General features: G+C 62.4%; 23 protein-coding genes. 14 read left to right on the top strand and 9 right to left on the bottom strand.

Annotated features, from left to right (window positions below; all coding sequences use genetic code 11):
* The first annotated feature begins 46 nt into the window (after window positions 1-46).
* Window positions 47-1,087 carry an IS110 family RNA-guided transposase gene (locus tag ABIE49_RS11010; RefSeq protein ID WP_192740894.1) on the top strand — a complete coding sequence of 347 codons (1,041 nt, stop codon included), beginning with the start codon at window positions 47-49 and terminating at the stop codon, window positions 1,085-1,087.
* Window positions 1,088-1,452: 365 nt separating this feature from the next.
* On the opposite strand, the gene ABIE49_RS11015 is transcribed toward ABIE49_RS11010, so the two are convergent.
* The gene (locus tag ABIE49_RS11015; RefSeq protein ID WP_192740019.1) at window positions 1,453-3,225 is read right to left on the bottom strand and encodes a caspase family protein; all 1,773 of its coding nucleotides are present in this window, start codon (window positions 3,223-3,225) and stop codon (window positions 1,453-1,455) included.
* Window positions 3,226-4,191: 966 nt separating this feature from the next.
* Between ABIE49_RS11015 and ABIE49_RS11020 the strand changes: the two genes are divergently transcribed.
* A complete protein-coding gene (locus tag ABIE49_RS11020; protein WP_192740020.1) occupies window positions 4,192-4,578 on the top strand; it encodes a RidA family protein in 387 nt (128 codons plus the stop codon).
* Between the two features lie 4 nt (window positions 4,579-4,582).
* Window positions 4,583-5,275: a glutathione S-transferase family protein gene (locus ABIE49_RS11025; protein WP_192740021.1), complete on the top strand. Its 693-nt coding sequence runs from the start codon at window positions 4,583-4,585 to the stop codon at window positions 5,273-5,275.
* A 107-nt stretch (window positions 5,276-5,382) separates the two neighbouring features.
* Here the strand turns inward: ABIE49_RS11025 and ABIE49_RS11030 are convergent, their stop codons facing one another.
* Window positions 5,383-5,823 (bottom strand): hypothetical protein, encoded by a 441-nt coding sequence (locus tag ABIE49_RS11030; protein ID WP_192740022.1) that lies wholly within the window; start codon window positions 5,821-5,823, stop codon window positions 5,383-5,385.
* 274 nt (window positions 5,824-6,097) lie between these two features.
* On the opposite strand from ABIE49_RS11030, the gene ABIE49_RS11035 reads away from it, so the two are divergent.
* The 5 genes from ABIE49_RS11035 to ABIE49_RS11055 all read left to right on the top strand — a co-directional run bounded on the left by ABIE49_RS11035 (window position 6,098) and on the right by ABIE49_RS11055 (window position 9,645).
* On the top strand, window positions 6,098-6,352 hold the full coding sequence (locus ABIE49_RS11035) for a hypothetical protein (RefSeq protein WP_192740023.1): 255 nt from the start codon (window positions 6,098-6,100) through the stop codon (window positions 6,350-6,352).
* Window positions 6,353-6,527: 175 nt separating this feature from the next.
* Window positions 6,528-6,779, top strand: a complete 252-nt coding sequence (locus ABIE49_RS11040; protein WP_192740024.1) for a hypothetical protein — start codon at window positions 6,528-6,530, stop codon at window positions 6,777-6,779.
* Window positions 6,780-6,969: 190 nt separating this feature from the next.
* Window positions 6,970-7,737 (top strand): SDR family NAD(P)-dependent oxidoreductase, encoded by a 768-nt coding sequence (locus ABIE49_RS11045; RefSeq protein WP_192740025.1) that lies wholly within the window; start codon window positions 6,970-6,972, stop codon window positions 7,735-7,737.
* Window positions 7,738-7,855: 118 nt separating this feature from the next.
* Window positions 7,856-9,028 carry a cytochrome P450 gene (locus tag ABIE49_RS11050; RefSeq protein ID WP_192740026.1) on the top strand — a complete coding sequence of 391 codons (1,173 nt, stop codon included), beginning with the start codon at window positions 7,856-7,858 and terminating at the stop codon, window positions 9,026-9,028.
* Window positions 9,029-9,138: 110 nt separating this feature from the next.
* Window positions 9,139-9,645 carry a collagen-like protein gene (locus ABIE49_RS11055; protein WP_192740027.1) on the top strand — a complete coding sequence of 169 codons (507 nt, stop codon included), beginning with the start codon at window positions 9,139-9,141 and terminating at the stop codon, window positions 9,643-9,645.
* A gap of 147 nt (window positions 9,646-9,792) precedes the next feature.
* Here ABIE49_RS11055 and ABIE49_RS11060 read toward each other — a convergent pair whose 3' ends face one another.
* Both ABIE49_RS11060 and ABIE49_RS11065 read right to left on the bottom strand, forming a co-directional pair.
* Window positions 9,793-10,014, bottom strand: coding sequence for a hypothetical protein (locus ABIE49_RS11060; RefSeq protein WP_192740028.1), 222 nt, complete (start codon window positions 10,012-10,014; stop codon window positions 9,793-9,795).
* A gap of 146 nt (window positions 10,015-10,160) precedes the next feature.
* Window positions 10,161-10,427: a DUF2277 domain-containing protein gene (locus ABIE49_RS11065; RefSeq protein WP_192740029.1), complete on the bottom strand. Its 267-nt coding sequence runs from the start codon at window positions 10,425-10,427 to the stop codon at window positions 10,161-10,163.
* 133 nt (window positions 10,428-10,560) lie between these two features.
* Between ABIE49_RS11065 and ABIE49_RS11070 the strand changes: the two genes are divergently transcribed.
* The 4 genes from ABIE49_RS11070 (at window position 10,561) to ABIE49_RS11085 (ending at window position 12,980) form a co-directional block, all read left to right on the top strand.
* Window positions 10,561-10,806: a DUF2188 domain-containing protein gene (locus tag ABIE49_RS11070; protein WP_192740030.1), complete on the top strand. Its 246-nt coding sequence runs from the start codon at window positions 10,561-10,563 to the stop codon at window positions 10,804-10,806.
* Between the two features lie 85 nt (window positions 10,807-10,891).
* The gene (locus ABIE49_RS11075; RefSeq protein WP_192740031.1) at window positions 10,892-11,491 is read left to right on the top strand and encodes a hypothetical protein; all 600 of its coding nucleotides are present in this window, start codon (window positions 10,892-10,894) and stop codon (window positions 11,489-11,491) included.
* A 67-nt stretch (window positions 11,492-11,558) separates the two neighbouring features.
* Window positions 11,559-12,617 carry an alpha/beta fold hydrolase gene (locus ABIE49_RS11080; protein WP_192740032.1) on the top strand — a complete coding sequence of 353 codons (1,059 nt, stop codon included), beginning with the start codon at window positions 11,559-11,561 and terminating at the stop codon, window positions 12,615-12,617.
* Window positions 12,618-12,635: 18 nt separating this feature from the next.
* The gene (locus tag ABIE49_RS11085) at window positions 12,636-12,980 is read left to right on the top strand and encodes an MmcQ/YjbR family DNA-binding protein (protein WP_192740033.1); all 345 of its coding nucleotides are present in this window, start codon (window positions 12,636-12,638) and stop codon (window positions 12,978-12,980) included.
* A gap of 38 nt (window positions 12,981-13,018) precedes the next feature.
* Here the strand turns inward: ABIE49_RS11085 and ABIE49_RS11090 are convergent, their stop codons facing one another.
* Entirely contained in the window at window positions 13,019-13,693 is a 675-nt protein-coding gene (locus tag ABIE49_RS11090) for a hypothetical protein (protein WP_192740034.1), read from the bottom strand.
* Window positions 13,694-13,999: 306 nt separating this feature from the next.
* On the opposite strand from ABIE49_RS11090, the gene ABIE49_RS11095 reads away from it, so the two are divergent.
* On the top strand, window positions 14,000-14,605 hold the full coding sequence (locus ABIE49_RS11095) for a pyridoxamine 5'-phosphate oxidase family protein (RefSeq protein WP_192740035.1): 606 nt from the start codon (window positions 14,000-14,002) through the stop codon (window positions 14,603-14,605).
* A gap of 24 nt (window positions 14,606-14,629) precedes the next feature.
* Here ABIE49_RS11095 and ABIE49_RS11100 read toward each other — a convergent pair whose 3' ends face one another.
* From ABIE49_RS11100 to ABIE49_RS11115, 4 genes are all read right to left on the bottom strand, one after another.
* Window positions 14,630-15,016, bottom strand: a complete 387-nt coding sequence (locus tag ABIE49_RS11100; protein ID WP_192740036.1) for a hypothetical protein — start codon at window positions 15,014-15,016, stop codon at window positions 14,630-14,632.
* Window positions 15,017-15,027: 11 nt separating this feature from the next.
* Window positions 15,028-15,513 (bottom strand): bacterioferritin, encoded by a 486-nt coding sequence (gene bfr, locus ABIE49_RS11105; RefSeq protein ID WP_192740037.1) that lies wholly within the window; start codon window positions 15,511-15,513, stop codon window positions 15,028-15,030.
* 130 nt (window positions 15,514-15,643) lie between these two features.
* On the bottom strand, window positions 15,644-15,904 hold the full coding sequence (locus tag ABIE49_RS11110) for a (2Fe-2S)-binding protein (RefSeq protein WP_192740038.1): 261 nt from the start codon (window positions 15,902-15,904) through the stop codon (window positions 15,644-15,646).
* Window positions 15,905-16,113: 209 nt separating this feature from the next.
* Window positions 16,114-16,578 (bottom strand): hypothetical protein, encoded by a 465-nt coding sequence (locus ABIE49_RS11115; RefSeq protein ID WP_192740039.1) that lies wholly within the window; start codon window positions 16,576-16,578, stop codon window positions 16,114-16,116.
* A gap of 126 nt (window positions 16,579-16,704) precedes the next feature.
* Here ABIE49_RS11115 and ABIE49_RS11120 point away from each other — a divergent pair, with 126 nt between their 5' ends.
* Entirely contained in the window at window positions 16,705-17,025 is a 321-nt protein-coding gene (locus ABIE49_RS11120) for a hypothetical protein (RefSeq protein WP_192740040.1), read from the top strand.
* Window positions 17,026-17,206: the final 181 nt, after the last annotated feature.

Genomic DNA, 17,206 nt, shown 5'->3' on the forward strand with positions numbered 1-17,206 from the left:
CGGAGTCGAGGATGGACCTCGCTCCAAGCATCAAGGAGAGACGACCATGGAGTATTATGCAGGAATCGACGTGTCATTGGAATGCTCAAGCGTGTGCGTTGTTGATGGGAACGGCAAGATTTTCCGCGAGAGCAAGGTGGCAAGCGAGCCGGCGGCGCTGATCGGTTGGTTCACCTCGCTCGGGATCGGGCTGGGCCGGATCGGGCTGGAAGCTGGGCCGCTGTCGCAATGGCTGTACGCGGTGATGAAGCAGGCTGGGCTCGCAGTTGAGCTGTTGGAGACGCGGCACGTGCACGACGCGTTCAAGGCGATGCCAGTGAAGTCGGACCGCAATGACGCACGGGGGATCGCGCAACTGATGCGGCTGGGCTGGTTCCGGCCGGTTCACTGCAAGTCGGTGGCGGCGCAGGAAGTGAGAGCCTTGCTGACGGCGCGCAAGCTGGTTCAGAGCAAGCTTCTGGACGTCGAGAACAGCCTGCGCGGGATCTTGCGCGGCTTTGGGCTGAAGGTCGGCAAAACGACGGGAACAGATTTTGCTGGACGGATCAACGAGTTGGTGAAGGGGCATCCCAACCTGGAAGTGATCGCAGAAGCGCTGCTCAAGGTGCGGACCGTCCTGCTGAGCGAGTTCAAGGCCTTCGAGAAGCGGGCAGGCAGGATGTCGCTGATGAATGCCAAGGCCAGGTTGTTGATGTCGACGCCTGCGGTGGGGCCAATCATCTCACTGACCTATGCCGCAGCGATCGATGATCCCGCGCGGTTCACATCCTCCAAGCAAGCCGGGTCGCATTTTGGGTTGACGCCGAAGAAGCACCAGTCCGGCGAGACCGACCGATCGGGCCGGATCAGCAAGATCGGCGACGCTTCCGTGCGCGAGGCGCTCTACCAGGCCGCTCACATCATGCTGACGAAGCCGATCAAGGGATGTTCGCAGCTCAAGAGCTGGGCGATGCGGATCGCCAAACGGGCCGGCATGAACAAGGCTAAGGTCGCGCTGGCCCGCAAGCTCGCCGTGATCATGCATCGCATACTCAAGGACGGTGCGCCCTTCAATCCGGCCACCAAGGCTAACGCTGCAACGGCTTAGGAGCAAAAACGACAGGTTTTCGGGCGGGTCACGACACCAGCCTTCCCGAAGCGAAGTCCCTTCGCCGGGACGATGGATCAGGTCAGGCCGACATCCGGGATGTCGACACATCGAACGATGTGATCACGCTTCCGTAGATTGGCCGACCTATCCTCTTACGAACCCCATCAGGCGACGGCCCTTGCGCCGATCCCGTACAGAAGCAAGTTCCCGGCGAGCGGATGACGCAAAAGGGATTGACTAATCGAGGCCCGTTACAGAAGCCCGGATGAGCGCAAGCGACATCCGGGGATGGTGGGAATCCCGCATGTCGCTACGCTCATTCGGGCTACACGGCGCAACCGCGAGTCGCACCTCACTGATCCCTACTCCACCCGCCCCGCATTGATCGGGTTCGACGCCCGCAGCGCCTCAAGCGCCGTGAACGTATCGCCGTCAAACTCACCGTCCGTGCGCCACACCTGGAAGCCGAACTCCCTCAGCAGTTCCTGCACCAGGGCCCTGGTGTCGGCGCGCCAGCTGGCGTGTTTCCTGAACAGGCTTTCGCGTGCGTCCGGCGAGCCCATGCGGAAGGCGGTCAAAAGATACTCGGCCGATTGCTTGGGGTTGCGCGGCACCGCTTCGCCCTGGTCCAGCACCAGCGCATAGTTGCGCATGCCGCCGGGATGGCCGCCGGCCGCCGCACGTTCGAACCAGCGCGCCGCTTCCACGCCATCCTTCTCAACTCCCTCTCCGCGCTCGTAGAGATAGGCAAGATCCGACATCGCCGCGCCAAGCCCCTTGTCGGCGGCCTGCCGAAACCAGAAGGCGGCTGCGCGCTTGTTTTCCTTGAGGAGTTCGCCGCCATAATAGCAAATGCCGATCCGCCACATCGCCGCGGGATAGCCGTCCTTCGCGAGATCAAGCAGCATGTCGAGGCCGGCGACCTTGTCGCGCTTGGCCGGCGCGTCCAGCAACGCGCGGGCCAACTGGGCGCGCAGGCGCGGCGTGCCGGGCTCCTGCAGAATCGCGGCGACGCAGGCCGGTACGGCCTCCTTGACGCGGATGTCGTCCCGCCTGACGCGCGGCGCCCGCGAGTCCGGGACGTCGGAGCCGTAGCTGGCGAGGCGATCGCAATTCGCGACCGCGTTCGGATTGGCGAGATCGGCGCGCACCATTTGCGGCTGCCGCTTGAGATAGTCGTTGAAGGCGCGATTGTTGAACACCGCGCGAGCCGTGGGCTGTGACGGTTTGGGCTGTGACGGCTGCGGCGGCAGGCTGGCCACCACCGGCGGCCTGGCCGGCTTGTTGCTCGCGACAGGCGCTTCCTGCGCGCCCTTCGCGGGCGCTGCACCATCGCTGGCGAGATACAATTGCCCGATGATCTGGTCGTAATAGGCCGGCACCTGGGTGTGGCTGACCGTCAACGAAAGGTCACGCACCGCGACCTGGGTGGATTTCGCGATCGCGACCAGCGTGTTCTCTTTCTTCTGGACCTCCTTGAGGAAGACCCGCGTGAACACCGAATTCGGATCGGCGTCGCGGTCCGACATGCGGTCGAGCGCCGCCTGCCCGACACCAGCCGAATAGAGCACGAACACCCCTTCCGGCGGCGTGCCCTGCGCCAGCCCGCGCGCGCCACCCAGGCTTCGGGTCGTGCCGGTCTTGAACGGATTGTCGCGGCAGGCATCCAGCACGAACACCGAAGCGCGCGCGCCGCGGTCCTGCAAATCGGTGATGATCTTTTCGGTTTGCACCGCCTCGCCGGTGAGCAGGCTTTCCTGACCCTGCTTCACCGGCGGAATGTCGGTCGGCAGGATGTAGTTGACGCCACGAACCTCGATGCCATGTCCGGCGTAATAGATTAGCGCAAGATCGCCCGCAGACACCTCGTCCATGAAGGCGGAAAGCTGCCGGATGAAATCGCGCCGGTTCAGATCGGTCGCAAGCTGAACCTGGAAGCCGAGCGACTGCAGCGAGGACGAAACCGCCTTCGCATCGTTCACCGCCTTCTCGAGTTTTGGCACGCTCTCATAGGCATTGTTGCCCACCACCAGCGCGAGGCGCTTTTCCGCGCGCGCCGGGGTCGCCGACACCGCCGCAACAAGGGCGAAAACGGCGAAGGTCGCGCGAATGGCGGATTTAGGTGCGGAACGCAAGAGTTCGTCCTTGAAATAAAACTGCAGCGGCTATGCCGCCTGAAAAACCTACGATCGGTTCGAGCAGCATCTTAAAGGCTCAGTCCGGCACTTTGAAAGAGCGTATCATCACCCCTGAGCCAAGTGCGTCGCCTCGCTGGCAAGCACAATTTTCTGCCCGGACTGCGACAAAACAACCCGACGGGCAAATCAGTTCCGATTTACGGAAATCATGTCAAGCCCCGAAATGAACAATATTTCTGTTTACCAGAAGGTAAATCAGGTGCATATGTTTGCCCATCCCGTCCTACTCAGAAGGGCGTCGGCCGTCGTCACGGACGTTGGGCGGGTTGCGATGGACGCTTGTTTGCGCTGAGACGATGGGCGTGGATTAAGCGTACGGCAAAACCGTGTGGTCCTGGCGCCCGTTGCAGGCGTCAAGCCGTCGGCTAGGCGCAAGCTGAACCGGCGGTGACGGAGTCAACCAAGAACTCGTCTCCGGGGAGATCACGGCATAAGCCGTAAAGCCATTGCGCAGGGAATGTCGGATGTTCTCCGCTGCCCTGTATGCTCATGTGCACTTTGTTTTGTGCAAACCGCACATGAGACCGCGGGTGCAGCGCGCATCCGGCATTCCCTGCGCCCTCTGTTTGAGGGCGAGGAATTTCTGGCAAAGCTCGGGCGCGATGCGTCGCGAGATCGCGAAACTGCGTTTGGATAATGGTGTAGCGACAAACACAACCGTCGTCCCGGGCTTGACCTCAGATGCGCAATTGCGCATCGGGGGACCCATACGCCGCGGCCCATCGGTGAGACTCTGACGTTAGCGACCTTCTGCAACAACATGCGTCACGGCGTATGGGTCCCGGCCTTCGCCGGGACGACGTAGTGCACCACGATGCACCGCGCGGATATCCGGGGACTGGCAGAATTCCCGCATGTCGCTATGCTCATGCGGGCTACAATTCAGATCAACAGAGGCGCCCCATGCCCATTCAGCACTTTCTCCCTCCCGCCGGCATCAAGTCCCCGCCGCTGTCGTTTGCCGCCCGCGTCGGCGATCTGCTGTTCATCTCGGGGATTCCCGGCTTCGACGAAAAAGGCGCGCTGCCCGACGGCTTCGAGGCGCAGTTCGGCAACGTCGTGATCAACATCAAGCGCATCCTCGTTGAGGCCAACGCGACGTTCCGCGACCTGGTCAAGGTCAACGTGCTGCTGACGCGCGCATCCGACGTCGCCGCCATGAACAAGCTCTATGCGGAAGCGTTCGGGCCGGCGCCCTATCCGGCGCGCACCACCTGCGTGGTGGTGGCGCTGCCGAACCCGCAGATGCTGATCGAGATCGAGGGCGTGGCTTCGCTGAAGGCGCAGTGATGCGATGCTGACGCTTTATTCCTATCCAGAACTGTTCGGCGTCGCCGACAATAACGGCTATGGGCTGAAAGTGTTCGCCTTCCTCAAGCTCGCGGGCGTTCCGTTCGTCCACGAGCACCTGTTCGACGCCTCGGCGGCGCCGCGCGGGCAACTGCCCTACATCGTCGACGACGGCGAGACGATCGGCGACAGCGAGACCATCATCGCGCATCTGGTGCGAAAATATCGCCTGACCATCGACGCCGCACTGACGCCGGCGCAACGCATGACCGATCATCTGGTCACGCGCATGCTCGACGATCTCTATTGGGTGATGTCGTATTCGCGCTGGAAAGACGATCGGTATTTCCCCGCCTTCCGCGACGGCTTCATGGCGCAGCATGCGCAGATCGACGCGGCCGGGCTGAACAAGGCGCGGGACTACAACGCGCAGCGCTATTATTTCCAGGGCATCGGCCGCTACACGCCCGACCAGGCTTACGCGCGCGGGCTTGCGGATCTGCAAGTACTGGCCGATCTGATCCCGGCGGATGGATATGTGCATGGGGTGACGCCGACCAGCGTCGATGCCGGGATCTACGGCTTCATCGCCAACATCCACTTCTTCCCGATCCCGACGCCGCTGAAAGCGTTCGTATCGGATCATCCCAATCTCGTGCGCCATTGCGAAACGATCCACGCAATGGTGAGCAAGTAGGTGGGTGGGAACGTAGGATGGGCAAAGCGCAAGCGTGCCCACCATCACGAGCGGAATGCTGGACAGTGGGCACGGCGCTTCGCACCTTTGCCCACCCTACGCAGCTACTACCTCAGCGTAATCGCCAGGCCGCTCAAATCCGCATTCGCCATCAACCCGGTCTGCTGGCCGGCGAGCTCGAGCACCGCGCCCTTCTGGTTGGTCAGCACGATCGCGCGCGCGCCGCGGCCGATGGCAAGGCCCGCGCCCGCCGCGCCATAGACGCCGGCGACGTCGGACGGGCGGTAGATGTTGCTGACGCGGCCGCGCAGCACCGTCTTCGAGCCGCCGAACACCAGGCCGTAATCCAGCCCGCCGGTGGAGAGCGCGTAGCGCCGGCCGCGGAAGTTCAACGTGCCGCTGCCGCCGGAGCCGCCGATGACCCATCCGGCCTTGTAGATCGTCATCGCGATGGTGCCCTCATCGGCGCGGGCGACGGAGGACAGCGTAGCGCCGGCGAAAGCGATGAGCGCGGCGAGCGCGATACCAATGGCGGATGACTTCTTCATGGATTGTTTCCTTAAAAGTAGGGAGCGAGCGCCGCGACAGTGAATCAGGTCGCGCTCCACCGATTGTAACCGATTGACGGGATCGACAAAGCCTATTCGCGCCGCGCTATTTGCAGGGTTCCACCGCGCCTCAGGCCCGGCCATTTACGCAACCCGGCTTTGAACCAATCGGGCGCTAGCGGGACATAATTCATGACCGGGGCATGACGCCTCGGGCGCCTCCCCGATGGCACGCGGGAGAGCAGCAAACCCCTTGATATCCAGGAGACCCCCGATGCGCCGTCTTTGCCTGTTCGCCGCCACCGCCGCTGTTGCCGTCACCACGCTTGCCGCCATGAGCCCCGCCGAGGCCTCGTTCCACCTGATCCGCTGGCAGGATTCGGGCTTCTGCCAGATCTGGGACCAGAACATCCCGACCGCGCCGTATCCGGGCAACTACACCGTCGTCGTCGGCAGCGAAGTGCCGACCTTCGGCGATGCACTGGTGCTGAAAGACGGCCTGCTGCACAACGGCACCTGCTCGTTCTGAGCGCGCGTTAACGCTTCGATCGAGGCCGGCCCCGCCGGCCTTCTTCGCGGCGAAAAAATTGAACCAATCACGCTTTCGCCACACTCAATGAATGCCTGGATCCCCATCGGGCGCCGTCCCCGCCAGCACGCATTGCGGGGGCGGCCAGACATTTCCCAACAGGAGACCTTTATCCATGCTTCGAGTTACCGCTCTCAGTGCCGCCGCCGCTATCGCGCTGTCCGCTTTTGCCGCGACCGCGCCTGCCGAAGCCGCGTTTCATCTGATCCGCTGGGAAGGCACCGGCGCCTGCCAGATCTGGGACGAGAGCGTTCCGACCAAGCCGATCCCCTCGAACTACAAGACCGTCAGCAAGCCGGTCCCGACCTTCGCCGCCGCACTCGCAATGAAGGACGGCATGTTGAAGAAGGGCGCCTGCAATATCTAAGCTTGCGCGCTCAATCATCATCAATTCGTCGATCAAGGCCGGTGGCGATGCCCCGGCCTTTTTCATGTCGTTGCTCCATGCTCCGCACACACCTGCCCCGCGCATGACGGCGGCCTCCGGGGGCTGACGGCCCGCGATCCGCATCCTAATATGGTCCTCACACAAAAACAGAACCGTTGAGGAAACATCCATGCCCCTGCTCCAGAATCACATCGCTGTCATCACCGGCGCAGGCTCCGGCATCGGGCGCGCGATCGCGAAAGGCTATGCCAGCGAGGGCGCGCGCGTGGTGCTGCTCGACATGAACGAGCAGGCGGCGGCCAGCGTCGCCGGCGAAATCCGCGACGCCGGCGGCAAGGCGGAGAGCTTCCTGCTCGACGTCACCAAACGCGACGACTGCGTCGCGATCGCCAGGCGCGTCGCCGAAAAAGTTGGCCAGGTCTCGATCCTGGTCAACAATGCCGGCATTGCCCGCCGCAACGGCATGCTGGGCGCGGCGGAAGCCGTGATCAACGATTGGGAAGACATCATCGCGATCAACCTCACCGGTGTCTTCAACGTGACGCATGCGTTCCTCGAACCGCTGCGATCAGCCAAGGGGCGCATCGTCAATATCGGCTCGATCCAGTCGTTCGTGCATCTGAAGACGCCGAGTTCGCCGGCCTACACCGCCTCCAAGCACGGCGTGCTCGGCTTCACCAAGGCGCTCGCCGCCGAACTCGGCAAGGACGGCGTCCGCGTCAACGCGATCGGCCCGGGCTTCATCGAGACGCCGCTGAACGAAAAGGTCCGCGCCAGCAATCCGGCGCTGGTAAAAGTGTTCGTCGACCACACCCCGCTCGGCCGCGCCGGCACCGCCGAAGACATTGTCGGCCCCGCGGTCTTCCTGGCGTCCGATCTGTCTGCCTATGTGTCGGGGTCGATCGTGATGGTGGATGGCGGCTACCGGACGGTCTGAGCCGACGGGACCCGCGATTTGGTGCGGGAACCCGAGAAAAACGGATTGCCGGGTCAGGCCCGGCAATGACATACTTGCCTAGGCAACTAGTTAGCTCTCCCACCCACGGCAACCGATCATGTCCAACGCCCCGCATTTCGACATCGACGTACCAACGTTCTGGGCCGATCCCTATCCGGCCCTGGCGCGGATGCGGAAGGAGGCGCCGATCGCGTTCGTGCCGCAGCTGGGTTCGACCGTGTTCACCCGGCGCGACGACATCTTCACCCAGGAAAAACGCATCGACGTGTTCTCCTCGCATCAGCCGGCGGGGCTGATGAACACGTTGATGGGCCACAACATGATGCGCAAGGATGGCGATGCGCATATGTCGGAGCGCGCGGCGATGTTTCCGGCGGTGTCGCCACGCACGGTGCGCGACACCTGGGTGCGCCAGTTCCAGGCCCATGCCGACCGCATCCTCGACGAACTCGTGCCGCAGGGCAAAGCCGATCTGTGCAAGGCGCTGGCGCTGCCGCTATCGGCCGAATGCCTGAAAGACGTCACCGGGCTGACCAATATGCGCTACCAGGACATGGACGCCTGGTCGCAGGCGATGATCGACGGGATCGCGAATTACACCGGCAACAAGGAAGTCGAGGCGCGCTGCCATGCCGCCACAGCGGGCATCGACGCCGCGATCGACGACATGGTCCCGGTGGTGACCAAACATCCCAATACCTCGATCCTCAGCGTGCTCCTGGCCTCGGGCCAGAACATGGAAAGCATCCGCGCCAACATCAAGCTGGCGATCTCGGGCGGCCAGAACGAGCCGCGCGACGCCATCGCGGGCGCGACCTGGGCGCTGCTGACGCATCCCGAACAGCTCGCGCTGGTCCGCGAGGGCAAGGCAAAATGGCTCGACGTGTTCGAGGAATATGCGCGCTGGATCGCGCCGATCGGCATGTCGCCGCGGCGCGTTGCGAAACCGTGGTCCTATGGCGGCGTCGATTTCGAGCCGGAGGATCGCGTGTTCTTCATGTTCGGCTCCGCCAACCGTGACGAATCCTGTTTCGGCGACCCTGACCGTTTCGACATCACCCGCAACACGTCGAAGAGCATCGCCTTCGGCGCCGGCCCGCATTACTGCGCCGGCGCCTTCGCCTCGCGCGCGATGGTCGCGGATGTCGCGCTGCCCGGCATCTTCGCGCGGCTGAAGGGTCTGCGGCTCGACGACAGCGAGCCGGTGCGGATCGGCGGCTGGGCGTTTCGCGGCCTGCTCAATCTGCCGGTGAGGTGGAACGCGAACTAGTGTCACGCTTCACTAGGTTGTTGATCGCGGCCGCAGATGCGGTTGCGTAATTGAAGCCGTCATCTAACGTCTGATATGACGCAGCCTGCGTTGACAGGCGGAGTAAGCACGTGGCCAACGATACCAAACAGGGACGACAGGGACCACAGGGCCCGCGCGGCGAGCCCGGACGTCCCGGACCGCAGGGGCATCCTGGACCGCCCGGCCTTGAAGGCCCGCGCGGCAAGCCTGGAGCGGACGGCAAGGCCGGCGCGCAAGGTAAGGCCGGACCGCAAGGCAAGCGCGGCGAGGCTGGCCCACAGGGCAAGCCCGGTCCGCAAGGCGCAGCCGGTCCGCGCGGCGAACCCGGACCGCCTGGCCAGTTGCCCTCGATCGAGCAGGTGATGCCGTGGCTGCATCTGATTTTCGATGCCTGGGAAGATCACCGGAAAATGCGCGAGCGCGAGGCGGCGGAGCGCGAAGCCGCGGCACTCGAGGACGCCGAACGTGAAGCTGCGGAGCGAGAGGCGCTGGAGACGGCCCTGCACGGTGATGATGGCAACGCTGATGATGACGACGATCGCCACAAGGAAAAGAAGAAGCACAAGCGCAAACACAAGGACAAGGACAAGAAGTAAGCGCGCTGCTCAGCGCCGCTGACCAACAGGCCCGTGAGCGTCGCCTACCATTCGCCCAAAGGGATCATGGGATCGACCTGGCCACGCAGCCAGGCCGTCGCCAGTCCAGAACAACATCAGCAACGCCCGGCCCAACAGACGCGCGATTCAATGCGCGGCGCTGGGCCCGGCGCCAATATCGGGCAGCAGGCGCATCAGCCGGAAGCACCAGCGCATGACGCGATACCAGAGAAAACCCGCAATGGAGCCCGAGATCGCCAGAATGGTGATGATGGCGGGCTCGTAGCTTCCGCCCATCCACAGCATCCAGCCGGACCACAGCACGGTGAAAGCGATGGCGCTCAGTTTCAGGGGAATCGTCGGCTGCATGACACCCTCCACGGCAATCGGATGGTGCCAACCTATGCCCGGGCGACCGGCCGCACTGTGAGCTACGTCACGTGGGCTACGGAACCCAGGAAAACGCGATCAGGAACGTCTCCAATTCAATTGCGGGGCGGCGAACGCAGCCCGTCTTATCCGAATCTCGCCCGCGAACGCTCCCGTGCCTTCTCGGCCTCGACCTCGCGGTCTCGGGCCGGCGCGTTGGTCTGCAGCGAGGCCAGCAGGCGGCGGGCGCTGTCGGATACCTCGGAGACCGCGCGGTTGAAGGCCTCCGCATTGGCCTGCGACGGCGAGTTGAACCCGGAAAGCTTGCGCACGAACTGCAGCGCCGAAGCATGGATTTCCGCGTGCGCCGCCGGCGGCTCGAAATTGAACAGGGTCTTGATGTTGCGGCACATGGTTCTCTCCTCCGGGATGCAGGCTGGCCATTGCAAGGACGAACGGCCGATGCAAAATCCGACAGTTTCGACTATCCTGTCATAGATTGAGCGGCGCGTTCACCCTCTCGGCAATGGCAACAGCGAGTTCCCGATGAGCCACGTGACCTACAAGATCGTCGAGCATGACGGCGGCTGGGCCTATACCGCCAATGGCGTATTCTCCGAACCGTATCCGACCCATGCCGCGGCGCTCGCGGCCGCGCGGCGCGCGGCGGCCGAGCAGCGGGTGCCCGGGCGCACCGAGGTGATCGAATACGAAACCGCTGACGGCAAGTGGCAGACCGAGACCGCGGCCGGCAACGACCGGCCGGAGACTGATGTCGAGGACACCGCCTAGCCACACAGGGGCGCACGCCTCAAGTCTGGTGAACGCAAGGGGTGAAAGCCGCGACCAACGGTAGCGCGACAGCGAAAGGCTTCCGATGCTCGCTCCGATCCGCCGCGGCCTCGGCCGTGCGCTCGCCATTTATCTCCTCGGCCAGACATCCTCAGCTTTCGCCTGTGCCTGCTGCACCAATGAAGGTCAGCGCAACGTCGCCACCGTGGCGCTGGATTCCGGCAAGCAGCATGAGATTGAAAGCCTGCGTTTCGGCAGCAAGGCGACCTTGTTCACGGGCGAAGGCGACGTCGAGGGCATCCAAGGCATCGCCACGCCCGCCGGCACCTACAAGCTTTCGGCGCAATGGCGCGAGGACAGGCTCGTGCTTTCGTTCCGCGACGCCGCCAACCACACCGGCACGTTATCGTTGACGCGTCCCCCAACGATCTCGGTGTTCGAGGTCGATCCGCGCGACCGGCCCGACAGGGGCCAGGGACCGACGCTCTACAAGGAATGGAAACTGTCAGCGCCCGCCTCAGGAAGCGGCGTCTTTCAGCCTGGTATCGCAAGGCAGCAGATCCTGACGCTGATCCTGCAGGGCGGCGGCAATTCCTGCACCTCCGGGGTCGACTTTACGCACTGGACGCTGGTGATGCAGGGCCCGAAAGCCAATTACACGCTGTACGGCAATCTGGTGCGGTGAAACCGCCGTTGTGATAGGCTCCCTGACAAGTGGCCCTAAAAAGAGCGCCGCATCAGGGGAGATCAGCATGAATTTTTCTCAAATCACCTTAACGGCTGCACTCGCCTTGACCTCCTTCGCCGCCTCTGCAGCAGATTATCCGGCGCCCAAACAAGGCGACTGGATCGCCAAGGATTTCAAATTCCACTCCGGCGAAACCATGGAGCTGCGGCTGCACTACACCACGATCGGCGAGCCGACCGGCCAGCCGGTGCTGGTGCTGCATGGATCGGGTGGCTCGGCCACCAACATGCTGACGCCGACCTTTGCCGGTGAATTGTTCGGCCCCGGCCAGCCGCTGGACGCAGCGAAATACTACATCATCATCCCGGACGGGCTCGGCCACGGCAAATCGTCAAAGCCCTCCGACGGCATGAAGACGGCATTCCCGAAATACAATTACGAGGACATGGTCGACGCGCATTATCGGCTGCTCAAGGAAGGCCTCGGCGTGAAGCACCTGAGGCTGGTGATCGGCAATTCGATGGGCGGCATGCATACCTGGATCTGGGGCGGCAAATATCCGCAGTACATGGACGCGCTGGTGCCGATGGCCGCGCAGCCGACCGAGATGGCCGCGCGCAACTGGATGCTGCGGCGGATGATGCTGGAGACCATCCGGAACGATCCCGACTACAACCGCGGCAATTACATCACCCAGCCACGCATGATGAAATACGCCATCGCCGCCTACGGCATCGCCACCGGCGGCGGCACGCTGGCCTATCAGATGCTGGCGCCGACGGGCGCAAAGGCGGACAAGATGGTGGACGACCGGCTGGCGCTGCCGATTACGGCCGATGCCAACGACTTCATCTATCAGTGGGAAGCCTCGCGCGACTACAATCCGTCCGCAGGGCTCGACAAGATCGAAGCGACGCTGCTTGCGATCAACGCCGCCGACGATGAGCGCAATCCGCCGGAAACCGGCGTCACCGATGCAGCGATGAAGCGCGTCAAGAACGGGCGCCTGTTCCTGATCCCGGCCTCGACCGAGACGCGTGGGCACCTCACGACAGGCAATGCGGCATTCTACAAGAAGCAATTGCAGGAATTGCTGCAAACCGCGCCGCAGCGGACGATGTAGCCCGGAAGAAGGCGTGCAATGTCAACCAGCCGTTTTCGTCGGACCGCACTCGCGCTTTCCGACACGGTGGAGAGCGCGCATCACGGCAAGGCCGATTTCCGCGTCGGCAAACGTATCTTCGCTACGCTGGGTCATCCCGACGAAAACTGGGGCACGGTGAAGCTGACGTACGAGCAGCAATCGTTGCTGGTAGAGGCGGAGCCCGAAATCTTCCGCCCGGTGCCGGGAAGATGGGGCAAACAAGGCTACACCAATGTTCGCCTGGCCAAGGCCAATGCGGCGACGCTAAAAAGCGCGCTGACAATGGCCTGGCAGAATGTCGCGCCAAAGGCTTCCGCCAAGCGACGCGGGATGCCGCAGTAGCTGTTGCTGCAACCCTATAGCTCCTTCCGATTGCTGCATCATTTATCGTCGACCTGCCGGGATATTCGAAACTCGGGACAACTACCCCATGGGACGTTGCGCGCGCGATTTTTGTCGGGGGTACCTTTCAACCCGGCGTGCAGAACGTTCACTTCCTGCAACCCATATCGATCGGTGGCAAAGTCATGAGAAAAGATCACGTCAATGGTCGTGTGCGACCATATCAGGCAGAGAACGCACACAGGCGCGAAACGCACTTGAGGCAAGTAGTATTGGAAATGGACGCGCGAACTGGCGCGGTCCCCGCCCTTGTCCGACACTTCCTGCGTTTGGACGTATTCTGCACCCATGCTGCGCATCACGGCATGGGCCGAGGCCAGTTGACGATTAACGGACGGATCGGACCCAGCAAGCTCTCTGATGTGTGAGAGAAGCTGATCATTGAGGTTGCTGTTGAAAGATGCTGTCGGGCCCCGAAAGCCATTGTCCGACGGCCAAAACACCCCATTCGACAGACCGGGCCATACTGTCCAGCGTTGCGCGCCGGCCCGAGACAGGATGCGCTCGTATTCAGCAACGCTAATCGAACCGACGCTGCATTTCTCCAGCCCGACGAGTTCGGTAAAGCTGAAAGCCCAGAGCAAGACGGGGAGCGCAAACAGCAATCCCACGGGTGAAAGCAGGCCTATCGCAATCTTCGGGTTCGTGCTCAACGCGTTTCCAATCGTGAAGATTGACAGTAGAGCGGTTGCTGCCCCCAACCACGGGAAGTCAGGCCGGATATTAGGCAACTTGCAGCGCACAGCTCACCACGAATCTGCACGAATGGTCGATAGCACGTTCGTGCTGCGCCTATTTCAAGCCAGCAATCAGCCCGGCGCGACGCATGAGCCAGCCAGCTGTTTTGTGCCCGCGGACGCAGGATCCTGGATCGTAGGATCATTCCAAAGATAATGGGTGGCTGCCGGAATACCGCGATGGTATCTTCACGTCATCGCGCCGCATTCAGGAGATGTGCCTTGACCGATTTTGCCGCCAGCGACCTCGCCGCGATCTATCCTGCCCCCTCGCCGCGCGTGATCGCGAAGGCGCGCCCCGAGATCGACGTCCATGCCAAGAAGTTCATCGGCATGTCGCCGTTCTGCGTGCTGGCCACTTCGGGCTCGGACGGCAGCGTCGACGCCTCGCCGCGCGGCGGCAATCCCGGCTTCATCCATGTCGCCGGACCGAAGGCGCTGCTGATGCCCGACCGCTCCGGCAACAACCGGATCGACAGTTTTCGCAACATCGTCGAGGGAAGCGGCTTCGTGCAGCTGATCTTCTTCGTGCCGGGGATCGACGAGACGCTGCGCGTCGGCGGCAAGGGCAAGGTATCGGTGGATCCGGAGGTGATGGCGTCGATGGTCGAGTTCGGCAAGCCGCCGCGTGCGGTGCTGCACATCGACGTGCACGAAGCCTACTTCCATTGCGGCAAGGCGCTGATGCGCTCAAAGCTGTGGGCGGGCGATACGCGGGTCGAACGCGCCGTGATGCCCAGCATCGGCGAAGTCATTCACGACCAGACCGGCCTTGGCGAACGGGAAAGCCAGGAAGTGATTTACGAGCGCTACAAGACGCAACTATAGGGAACGCCGAGGCTGGTCCCGGGATCAGCGATCGGTCGCGGGATTGCCAGCGCTACCGGCCAGGCGAAGTTCGGCCAGTCGCGCTTCCCTGTCGGCAATCCATTGCTCTACTTTTTGAGCCTGGCTTGGGCCGAACTCGAATTCCCCCCTCGGCGTGCCCGCATCGATCCATCGCCGGTTGCTGGCAGGCAAGAGCCAGACAAGCACGGCAATAGCCGCCGCCACGACCACAGCGAGCGCGCCCATCACGAAATCGGCCCACAAGAGATAGCCAAGGAAAACGGCAAGCGCGGCGAGCATGAACATGCTGCCGCGCTTCATCACCTGCCCATTACGCTCGAGATGCGCATAATGCGATCTCAGCTCCGCCAGATCTCGCTCGAGCCGGGCAATTTCCTCAGAGGGCGCCATCGCGCCTCCGCTCAGTGCTCGCTCTCGAGCCCGCCGACATGCTTCTGGGTGTAGAGTTCAAGCCCGATGCGCTTGATCAGGTCGAGTTGGGTCTCGAGGAAATCGATATGATGCTCCTCGTCCTTCATCAGTTGCTCGAACAGGTCGCGTGAGACGTAATCCTTGACGCCGTGGCAGTGGGTAGCGGCTTCCTGGTACAGCGCGCGCGCTGAAATCTCCGAGGCCAGATCGCATTCGATGATTTCCAGGACGTTCTGGCCGATCCGCAGGGGATCGAGCACCTGCAGGTTGGGAAAGCCGTCGAGGAACAGGATCCGGTCGGTGAACTTGTCGGCGTGTTCCATCTCCTCGATGGATTCCTTGCGCCAGACCTTGGCCATATTCAGCAGGCCCCAATTGTTCAGGAGCCGGTAATGCAGCCAGTACTGGCTGATCGCGGTAAGCTCGCTGCGCAGGCCCTTGTTGAGATAATCGATGACTTTTGGGTCGCCCTGCATTGGTGCACTCCGGGGTTTTTGAGGCCAAATCGGCCCGAAACTGTATTTAGAACGTTTCTAAAACAGTTTGGAGGCAAGAGCAATGGTTCCCTCAAAAAGGAACCGAACTATCCTGCGGATTCGAGAGGTATCAGGAGGCGGCGAGCGCGAACTCGTGGGCCTGCTCTTCGGTCACGGCATGACTATGCGGGCAGCCCGAGCAGCAGGCCTTGGCGCAGGGACCCAGCGCTTCGTCGATGATGGCCTTGATGGTGCGCGCGCAGCGGCCGCACTCGGCGCTGCAGCCGAGGCATCCATAGACCTGCTTGGGATTGCGCGCCACGCCCGAAGCTGCACTGACGGCATTGCGGACATCATGGTCACTGATAACGTTACAGGAACAAACAATCATGAAGTCGGCAGGCCCTTCGGTGATGCTTACCCACTTCGATATTGAAGCGGCGGTCGCGATGCAAAAGGAAAAACAACACTTTCAAGCAATTCCAAAGTGAGCCCAACTCAGTTTGGAATGAGTCTAAAAAAGCCTTGTCTTACAGGCACAATCGCAGGCTTCCCGCGCAGGCACTGTGACCTTAATCACCACCACCACCTCCGCCACTATCAATCATCGCTACTACCGCCGCTATCGCTGTCGCTGTCACTACCGCTGTCGCTGTCGCCTCCCCCGCTATCATCGCGGGAGGAATCACTCGACGAGCTGGAGTCGTCGGGCGAGCTGAAATTGTCGGACGAACAGTTGGAGCTGGAATTATCGGACGGCGTGGAATTGTCGGACGAGCAGTTCGAACTGGAATTATCGCTGCTGAACAGGTTCGCGATGCTCGAGCCACTGCTGCCGCCGCCGCTACTGGAACCATAGCTGTCATCATTGCGGTCGCGATAGCGGTCGCTGTCGCGCGACGAGCCGCTGGGCCATGCGCTGATGTTATACGTCCGGGCGATCACCCAATAGAACATCACCGCCATGCCGCCGAGTGCGACCAGATATATTGGCATCCCGCTCATCCCTGAATCCTCTTCAAAAACGGTTGGGAAACGGGCCTTTTGCACCGCAATGAAGCCCAACCGCACGCCCCTTCGTCGCCAAATGAGGCAATCCCGTTCATTGATAATTTCAGCAAAATATGGAACTTTCCGCTGCGACGGACCGCTTTCCCAGCCGTCCTTTGCTCCATCAGAAAGGTGAGGCCCATGAAGAAGACATTGATGGCGCTGACTGCCGTCACCGCTTTGGCTGTTTCCGCGGTAGCTGTTCCAGCTCCTGCCCATGCGCAGCGTGGCGTAGCGGCCGGCGTCGCGGCCGGATTGATCGGCGGCGCCATTGTCGGCGGCGCGATCGCCTCGCAGAACGGCTATTACGGTGGTCCGGGCTATTATGCGCCGGCCCCCGGCTATTACGGCGGCCCGGCCTATGTTGCCGAACCCGGTTACGGTCCCGACTGCATCTGGCAGAAGCAGCGCTTCTGGGACGGCTATGGCTGGCGGGTCCGCAGCGTCCGGGTTTGCGACTAGCGCATTGTCGGTTCTGATCGGATCGGAACCTTCGCTCGAAATGCTCTGAACACCCGTTCACCTTCATTAAATCGTACGCGAAGCCCCGGAAAGCCGCATGGTTCTCCGGGGCTTTGGCGTTCCAAGGCCAGAAAAAACCGCTTTGTTCGGCCATCAATCCCGCACGTTTACTTTCGGTTGA

It is taken from the genome of Bradyrhizobium sp. OAE829, from assembly GCF_040546575.1.
GTDB lineage: Bacteria > Pseudomonadota > Alphaproteobacteria > Rhizobiales > Xanthobacteraceae > Bradyrhizobium.

What these genes read in the sequence shown, in the direction of transcription:
- ABIE49_RS11010 (WP_192740894.1), top strand. Translation starts at nt 47, where the DNA reads ATGGAGTATTATGCAGGAATCGACGTGTCATTGGAATGCTCAAGCGTG.
- ABIE49_RS11020 (WP_192740020.1), top strand. Translation starts at nt 4,192, where the DNA reads ATGCCCATTCAGCACTTTCTCCCTCCCGCCGGCATCAAGTCCCCGCCG.
- ABIE49_RS11025 (WP_192740021.1), top strand. Translation starts at nt 4,583, where the DNA reads ATGCTGACGCTTTATTCCTATCCAGAACTGTTCGGCGTCGCCGACAAT.
- ABIE49_RS11030 (WP_192740022.1), bottom strand. Translation starts at nt 5,823, where the DNA reads ATGAAGAAGTCATCCGCCATTGGTATCGCGCTCGCCGCGCTCATCGCT.
- ABIE49_RS11035 (WP_192740023.1), top strand. Translation starts at nt 6,098, where the DNA reads ATGCGCCGTCTTTGCCTGTTCGCCGCCACCGCCGCTGTTGCCGTCACC.
- ABIE49_RS11040 (WP_192740024.1), top strand. Translation starts at nt 6,528, where the DNA reads ATGCTTCGAGTTACCGCTCTCAGTGCCGCCGCCGCTATCGCGCTGTCC.
- ABIE49_RS11045 (WP_192740025.1), top strand. Translation starts at nt 6,970, where the DNA reads ATGCCCCTGCTCCAGAATCACATCGCTGTCATCACCGGCGCAGGCTCC.
- ABIE49_RS11050 (WP_192740026.1), top strand. Translation starts at nt 7,856, where the DNA reads ATGTCCAACGCCCCGCATTTCGACATCGACGTACCAACGTTCTGGGCC.
- ABIE49_RS11060 (WP_192740028.1), bottom strand. Translation starts at nt 10,014, where the DNA reads ATGCAGCCGACGATTCCCCTGAAACTGAGCGCCATCGCTTTCACCGTG.
- ABIE49_RS11065 (WP_192740029.1), bottom strand. Translation starts at nt 10,427, where the DNA reads ATGTGCCGCAACATCAAGACCCTGTTCAATTTCGAGCCGCCGGCGGCG.
- ABIE49_RS11070 (WP_192740030.1), top strand. Translation starts at nt 10,561, where the DNA reads ATGAGCCACGTGACCTACAAGATCGTCGAGCATGACGGCGGCTGGGCC.
- ABIE49_RS11075 (WP_192740031.1), top strand. Translation starts at nt 10,892, where the DNA reads ATGCTCGCTCCGATCCGCCGCGGCCTCGGCCGTGCGCTCGCCATTTAT.
- ABIE49_RS11080 (WP_192740032.1), top strand. Translation starts at nt 11,559, where the DNA reads ATGAATTTTTCTCAAATCACCTTAACGGCTGCACTCGCCTTGACCTCC.
- ABIE49_RS11085 (WP_192740033.1), top strand. Translation starts at nt 12,636, where the DNA reads ATGTCAACCAGCCGTTTTCGTCGGACCGCACTCGCGCTTTCCGACACG.
- ABIE49_RS11100 (WP_192740036.1), bottom strand. Translation starts at nt 15,016, where the DNA reads ATGGCGCCCTCTGAGGAAATTGCCCGGCTCGAGCGAGATCTGGCGGAG.
- bfr (WP_192740037.1), bottom strand. Translation starts at nt 15,513, where the DNA reads ATGCAGGGCGACCCAAAAGTCATCGATTATCTCAACAAGGGCCTGCGC.
- ABIE49_RS11110 (WP_192740038.1), bottom strand. Translation starts at nt 15,904, where the DNA reads ATGATTGTTTGTTCCTGTAACGTTATCAGTGACCATGATGTCCGCAAT.
- ABIE49_RS11120 (WP_192740040.1), top strand. Translation starts at nt 16,705, where the DNA reads ATGAAGAAGACATTGATGGCGCTGACTGCCGTCACCGCTTTGGCTGTT.